Annotated in this window: 7 protein-coding genes; 1 reads left to right on the top strand and 6 read right to left on the bottom strand. The window is 56.3% G+C overall.

The features are described from left to right. The first annotated feature begins 72 nt into the window (after positions 1-72). Positions 73-1,166 (top strand): IS3 family transposase gene (locus V7651_RS18595; RefSeq protein WP_335614016.1). Its coding sequence is split into 2 segments (ribosomal slippage): positions 73-334 and positions 334-1,166, totalling 1,095 coding nucleotides; the frame shifts between segments, so codons are not numbered across the junction. Here V7651_RS18595 and ppdK read toward each other — a convergent pair. From ppdK to V7651_RS18565, 6 genes are all read right to left on the bottom strand, one after another. Next, a complete protein-coding gene (ppdK, locus tag V7651_RS18590; RefSeq protein WP_335614015.1) occupies positions 1,103-3,328 on the bottom strand; it encodes a pyruvate, phosphate dikinase in 2,226 nt (741 codons plus the stop codon). The genes V7651_RS18595 and ppdK overlap by 64 nt on opposite strands. A gap of 331 nt (positions 3,329-3,659) precedes the next feature. Beyond that, on the bottom strand, positions 3,660-4,118 hold the full coding sequence (locus tag V7651_RS18585; protein WP_035541268.1) for a type II toxin-antitoxin system YhaV family toxin: 459 nt from the start codon (positions 4,116-4,118) through the stop codon (positions 3,660-3,662). Positions 4,119-4,136: 18 nt separating this feature from the next. Next, entirely contained in the window at positions 4,137-4,460 is a 324-nt protein-coding gene (locus V7651_RS18580; protein ID WP_035541269.1) for a type II toxin-antitoxin system PrlF family antitoxin, read from the bottom strand. A 47-nt stretch (positions 4,461-4,507) separates the two neighbouring features. Beyond that, complete coding sequence (locus V7651_RS18575) at positions 4,508-4,951, bottom strand: hypothetical protein (RefSeq protein ID WP_035541283.1); 444 nt, start codon at positions 4,949-4,951, stop codon at positions 4,508-4,510. Between the two features lie 147 nt (positions 4,952-5,098). After that, entirely contained in the window at positions 5,099-5,311 is a 213-nt protein-coding gene (locus tag V7651_RS18570; protein ID WP_035541271.1) for a hypothetical protein, read from the bottom strand. Positions 5,312-5,337: 26 nt separating this feature from the next. Further along, positions 5,338-6,467 (bottom strand): IS3 family transposase gene (locus V7651_RS18565; protein WP_119455238.1). Its coding sequence is split into 2 segments (ribosomal slippage): positions 5,338-6,221 and positions 6,221-6,467, totalling 1,131 coding nucleotides; the frame shifts between segments, so codons are not numbered across the junction. Positions 6,468-6,587 lie beyond the last annotated feature (120 nt).

Raw genomic sequence — 6,587 nt, 5'->3', positions numbered from 1 at the left:
CGGTAATCATCCCTGAAATTAAGGGACTTGAAAACTGGACTTCTCCGGCTTTGATAAAGCACGGAGAGAGACATGAAGAAATCGAGATTTACCGACGCACAGATACTGGCGATCCTGAAGCAGGGCGAAGGCGGCGTACCGGTTGCAGACCTTTGTCGAGAGCACGGCATCAGCAACGCCACTTATTACAACTGGCGAGCCAAGTATGGCGGGATGGACGCGGCGATGTTGTCTGAGATGAAAGCCATGGCTGAGGAGAACCGACGGCTGAAGAAGATGTATGCCGAGATGGCGATGCAGAATGAGTTGCTGAAGGATGCCCTTGGAAAAAAGTCGTAAGGCCGTCTCAGCGACGCGAGATGGCCAAAGAGGCTGTTCAAAAGAAAGGCGTTCCTGTTGCACTGGCGTGTCGTGCCTTCGGCATCAGTGAAACCTGCTACCGGTATGAAGCGAAGCTGTCGGATGAGAATGCCGAGATCGCGGACTGGTTGGTCAGGCTGGCGAGTTCCGATGCAACCCGGCGCTGGGGCTTTGGCCTTTGCTATCTGTTCCTGCGCAATGTGAAGGGCTTTGCCTGGAACCATAAGCGGATACGCCGTATCTATTGCGAACTGGAGCTGAACCTGCGGATCAAGCCGAAGAAGCGGCTGGTTCGCGAGGTGCCAGAGCCGCTGGCGGTTCCGGAGCGCCCGAATGAGATGTGGTCGATGGACTTTATGGCAGACCAGCTTGGCGATGGCCGGTCGTTCCGCACGCTGAATGTGCTGGATGACTTCAATCGCGAAGGACTTGCCATCGAAGTCGACTTCTCTCTGCCCGCAGCTCGCGTTGTACGTACGCTTGATCAGATCATCGAGTGGCGCGGAAAGCCGATGGGCATTCGCGTTGACAATGGCCCCGAAAACATCAGTGGGAAGCTACAAACCTGGGCCGCAAAACGAGGCATCGGCATCTTCTACATCCAGCCAGGCAAGCCGCAGCAGAACGCCTATGTCGAACGCTACAATCGTACCGTTCGCCAAGAATGGCTCGGGCAATATATCTGGAACACATTGGAGGAGGTTCGCAACCACGCCACCAAATGGCTATGGTCATACAACAATCAACGCCCCAATATGGGCATCGGCGGAATCACCCCCGCCATGAAACTGAAACTTGCCGCGTGAAGTCCAGGAAACAGGCCGCTTAAAAATGGGATGATTACCGGATCACCGCCGTGCTCTCCGCAGATGCCCAGCTTGATATCGGCACGTGTCGCTCGGCCGCGTTGAACAGCAAGTTCGACGAGCTGGCCAACACCTTCAATATCGAGGCTAACAAATGGGTCGCGAAGGAAAATGCCCTTTTCGACATATGGATTGAGGAACCTTGCCGCATCGTCCCGGCTGACGCCAAGAGTGGTTTGTGTCAGATCGTTGGTACCGAACGAAAAGAACTTTGCCTCCTCCGCAATCTCTCCGGCCATCAGGGCAGCTCGCGGCAACTCAATCATTGTCCCGACCAGATAGTCGAGCGTCCGGCATTTTTCTGCGAAAACCTTCGCCGCCGTTTCATCGACGAGCTTCTTCAGGATCGCGAGTTCCTTCTTCGTGGCCACCAGTGGGATCATCACCTCGGGCACCGGTGCGTCGCCAGATTCTTCGGCCACGTCGCAGGCTGCCTCGAAAATGGCACGGGCCTGCATCTCGTAGATCTCGGGATAGGTAATACCGAGGCGGCAGCCCCGGTGACCCAGCATTGGGTTCATCTCGTGCAGTTCATCCGCTCGCCGCTTGAGCGTGTCGACGCCGATGCCGATGGTGTCAGACAATGCAGCAAACTCGGCGTCGCGGTTCGGCAGGAATTCATGTAACGGCGGGTCGAGCAAGCGGATCGTGACCGGTAGGCCGGCCATGACCGTGAAGATCGCAGCGAAGTCAGCGCGCTGTTCAGGCAACAGCTTTTCCAGAGTGGCGCGGCGACCTGCTTCGTCCTGGGCCAGGATCATCTGGCGAACGGAAGAAATCCGCCCAGCTTCAAAGAACATGTGCTCCGTGCGACAAAGACCAATGCCCTCGGCACCAAACTCGCGCGCCATGCGGCAGTCTGCGGGGGTTTCAGCATTGGCACGCACTTTCATGCACCGATACCTGTCGGCCCATTCCATCAAGGTCGCGAAATCGCCTGCCAGCTCCGGCTGCACGGTTGACACCATGCCGGCCATGATTTCGCCAGTCGCACCGTCTAGAGTGATCAGGTCACCCTCTTTCAGCTCGCGGGTACCCATCCTCAGCGTACGGGTTTTCATGTCGATTGAGAGGCCCGAGGCTCCCGACACGCACGGACGACCCATTCCACGCGCCACCACGGCGGCGTGACTGGTCATGCCACCGCGCGCAGTGAGTATTCCCTTGGCTGCATGCATGCCGTGGATATCCTCGGGACTTGTTTCGACGCGGACGAGAATCACCGCTTCGCCCAGTTCGGCGCGCTTCTCTGCAGTGTCGGCATCGAGCACGATCGTGCCCGAAGCAGCGCCTGGCGACGCAGGCAGACCGCGGCCGAGGAAGTCGCGCGGTGCCTTGGGATCGAGCGTCGGATGCAGCAGCTGATCGAGTGCCATTGGATCGACGCGGCGAATCGCAGTAGTTTCGTCGATCAGGCCTTCCTCGACCATGTCGACCGCCATCTTGAGTGCAGCCTTGGCGGTGCGCTTGCCGGAACGGGTCTGCAGCATCCACAGCTTACCGCGTTCCACGGTGAACTCAATATCCTGCATATCGCTGTAGTGCTTCTCAAGAAGCTCGAACACCGCAGCTAGTTCACCATAGCTGGCTGGCATTGCCTCTTCCATCGAAAGCGGTTTGGCGCCCGCTCGTTTGCGGGCAGCTAACGTCAGGTACTGCGGAGTGCGGATGCCGGCGACGACATCCTCGCCCTGGGCATTTACCAGCCATTCGCCGTAATAAGCCTTCTCGCCGGTCGCTGGATCGCGGGTGAAGGCAACACCGGTGGCCGAGGTAACGCCCATGTTGCCGAAGACCATGGCCTGGACGTTGACAGCTGTGCCCCAGTCGCCGGGAATGTCGTTGAGACGGCGATAGACCTTGGCACGGTCCGAATCCCATGAATCGAACACTGCACGGATCGCATCCCAGAGTTGCTCGCTAACGTCCTGCGGGAATGCGCGGCCCAGTTCGACTTCGACGATGCCCTTGTACTGTGTGACAATGCCGCGCCAATCTGCCTCTGTCATCTCGACATCGTTTCGGTATCCTGAGTCTTCCTTGACGATCTCCAGCGCCTCCTCGAACAGATGGTGCTCCAAACCCAGCACGACGGCTGGCAAATATCGCTGTCCGGGCAAAGTCCGAACGCGCTCTAACGGCTAAATATGTGGGAATGACTTCGGACCACAACGCAGTTGATATCCTAATTTGCGCGAGATGAATATCCCGCCCTGCCCGTTTTTACCGCGAAAAAATTGGCGCTGCCGCCATGATTATGAACTGGCCGAGCCATTCAACGGATCAGCCCAGCCGCCATCCCAATCCCATCATTTTGGCAGTTCGCCGATGAAGATGGCTGACAATATATACGAAGGTCATGCACGTTTTAGTTAGCGGCCAGTCAATGCAATTGCCCTGCCCGAACCATTCGGGTGGGACTATCGCGGGAAATCACGATTCTGGCAGATCGACGCTAGCCGCCATCAGCGCATCCCAATCGTCGGGTGGATTGTCCTTGTCCAGCATTTTTGTGAATACCGCATAGGCATCGCTTTTCGAGCCATAGGTTCGCAATGTATTCTGGTCATTGACCCACGCATAGACAATGATTTTTGCGCTGCTGCTGTAACGGAAAAATAATCGAAACCGCCCACTGGCAAATTTGGCGCGGAACCAGTGCTTGCGTTTCGCGCCCAAGGTGCCGCCTTGTCGGTATTCGGGACGTGCCGGATCGACCGGTATATCCTCAAATGCCAGTTTTCGGATGGCGGCGAGCAATTTGGCGTTGGCGGATTTTTGATAATCTTTCGGATTTTTCTTTTTCGCCTTTTCTACCGCCTTGGTCAGCTTTTCCAGCTGTTCCAGAAAAAGCGGATGGGTATAGAGCGTCCAGCCATTGACGGTTATCATCGCTGCGGCGCTAACGGACTAAAGCGCAACATCGCCGTCAATCTCGTCATCGAGATTGACCGATATGCCATCGGTCAGCGTGGCAATGCGTTTTGCCAGATCGGGCGAAAGCGCCTTGATCTTTTGCGGATGCTGCTTGATGTCTTTTGCCAGAAAACCCAGAAACGCATCGATGGCGGGATCGTCAATGTTGTCAGCGCGGGACAATGTTACACCGCCATCGCCGACATGAAAGGCAATGCGGCCGCCAAAATCGACGCCCAGTGCCTGACGCACCGCTTTGGGAATCGTCGTCTGCCCCTTGGCCGTGATCGTGCTGATTTTTTCCAGTTCAACGCCCATGCTGAATTCCTTTCGAGCGCGATATGTAAGGAATAATCCTTACTTTGTCAAGGAAGGGATTCGATGTTTGCCAGTTTAGGTGCAGGCGTGGGTGATAGGCTTAATGCGCGAGTCCAGGCGAATATGCCGAAAACGCCCGCGCCAATAGCTGACACAGCCACGGTCCAGATCGCCGATGGCATGGACGATGCAACAATACCATGCACCAGATGATAGGCGGCAAAAGCGGCGGGAGCCGCGAAGGCCAAACCGATTACCGCCTGCACAATTGGCGATTTTGCCGCTGCCAAAAGCCAATATGCAAGAACAAGCGTGGCCATTGCGGCAGCAATTCCGGCAGCGGCGCTTGCCAACCATCCGGTTCCGCCAGAATGCAGCGCGAAACCGGCAATTGCTCCCACATAAAGCGGAAGCGCATAGATAATGAGATTAAAAGTCAATTTGCACAGCAGCGCAATCGCGACAATCGCGAAAACTATGGCAAGTATCATGGCGTCCTCCTTGGGCATAAAAGCCACCGGACGCGCTCACCTCCACCACCACAGCGCAAATTTGTTGATTGAATTATAGCGCCAACGCGCAGCCGTTTCAATCGGGAACAAAAACGAACGGCGCATCTGCGCCATTCGTTCATGCACTCAAGCTGCAATCCGCCCGTCCTCGGCGGCTTCGCTATGGGGGGCTTCGCCGCTGTCGTCCTCGTCTTTTGCGGACGCGGTAACTTCTTCATCCTGCGTTTCCGGCTCCGATGGCTCATCCTCTTCCATCAACCACTTGGCGCGTTCAGCGGCGGCAACCGTGCCGACACCGCCGCGTGTCGTATAGGCCGAGGGCGGAAATGGACCTGTCACGCTTTTGTTCCGACCCTGAGTCTCAGTTAAGCTGCCTTTCGTTCGAATGCCAAGGGGCTTTTCCATCCGAGGGCTGATTGCCGTCGGCGTGGGTTGTAGAAGCCGTTGATGTACTGGAAGAGCGCGGTCTCAGTTTGTCTGCGTGTGCTCCAGTCGTGTCTCCAAATGAGTTCAGCCTTCAGGGATTTGAAGAATGTCTCGACGGCTGCATTATCGTAGCAATTTCCTTTCCCGCTCATCGACGCGTGAAAGTCCTGCTTGCGCAGGATTTGTTGATAGTCATGACTGCAATATTGGCTCCCCCTGTCGGTATGATGAATGCATCCGGGGGGAGGCTGTCGCAAATTGATCGCCATGTTAAGCGCACGAATGGCGAGGTCCTTCTTCATGCGGTTGCTCACCGCCCAACCAATGACCCTCCTGGAATATAGATCGAGAATGACAGCCAGATAGAGCCATCCCTCGCGGGTCCAGATGTAAGAGATGTCACCGGCCCATTTCTGGTTCGGTGCGCTTGCAGAGAAATCTCGATCAAGCAGGTTATGCGCTATGTTGAACTGATGATTACTATCAGTCGTTGCCTTGAACTTGCGTGTGCGCACAACACGAATGTCGTTCTGCCTCATGAGCCGACCAACGCGCCGATGCCCCACAGCAAGACCAAGTTCTTTTAGCTCTTCAGTCATACGCGGGCGGCCATAACTACCGAGCGCAAGACTGTGCTGCTCACGGATATGCGCCAGGATCACAAGGTCCTTGCGCTGGCGTTTGCCCATCGGACGCGACCGCCAGGCGCGAAAGCCCCGCGATGTCACCTTCAACACACGGCACATCTGCTCAATCGGCCAGACCTTCTTCCAAGCATCAATGAAGGCGAACCGCTTCACTTCTGACTTGCGAAGAAGGCCGTCGCTTTTTTTAGGATATCCCGCTCCTCCTTCAGAACGCGGTTCTCTCGGCGCAGTTGCTCGACTTCCTTCAAAAGGTCTGCCGATGGCAGATCTGACCGCTCCTCGGTTCGGTGCGTCGCAATCCACTTGCCCAGTGTCGAAAGCCCGATGCCCAAATCTGCCGCAACCTGCTTACGTGAAAGTCCGCTGCTCAGCGAAAGCCGGACCGCCTCACGCTGGAAGTCTTCGCCGTGTCTCTGACCCATAATCCTGTCTCCTTGATAATAGATAATCGTCTATCAAGGCCGGAATCAAACCGGGACAGGTCCAGTGCAGCGCGACAATCAGGATGAGAGTTGCGCGACAAACGGGATGAGAACGCTTCG

The organism is Hyphomonas oceanitis, assembly GCF_036964545.1.
Taxonomy (GTDB): Bacteria; Pseudomonadota; Alphaproteobacteria; order Caulobacterales; family Hyphomonadaceae; genus Hyphomonas; species Hyphomonas oceanitis.
Note: the sequence above shows the minus strand (reverse complement) of the source record. Positions and strands in the feature narration are given on the sequence as shown.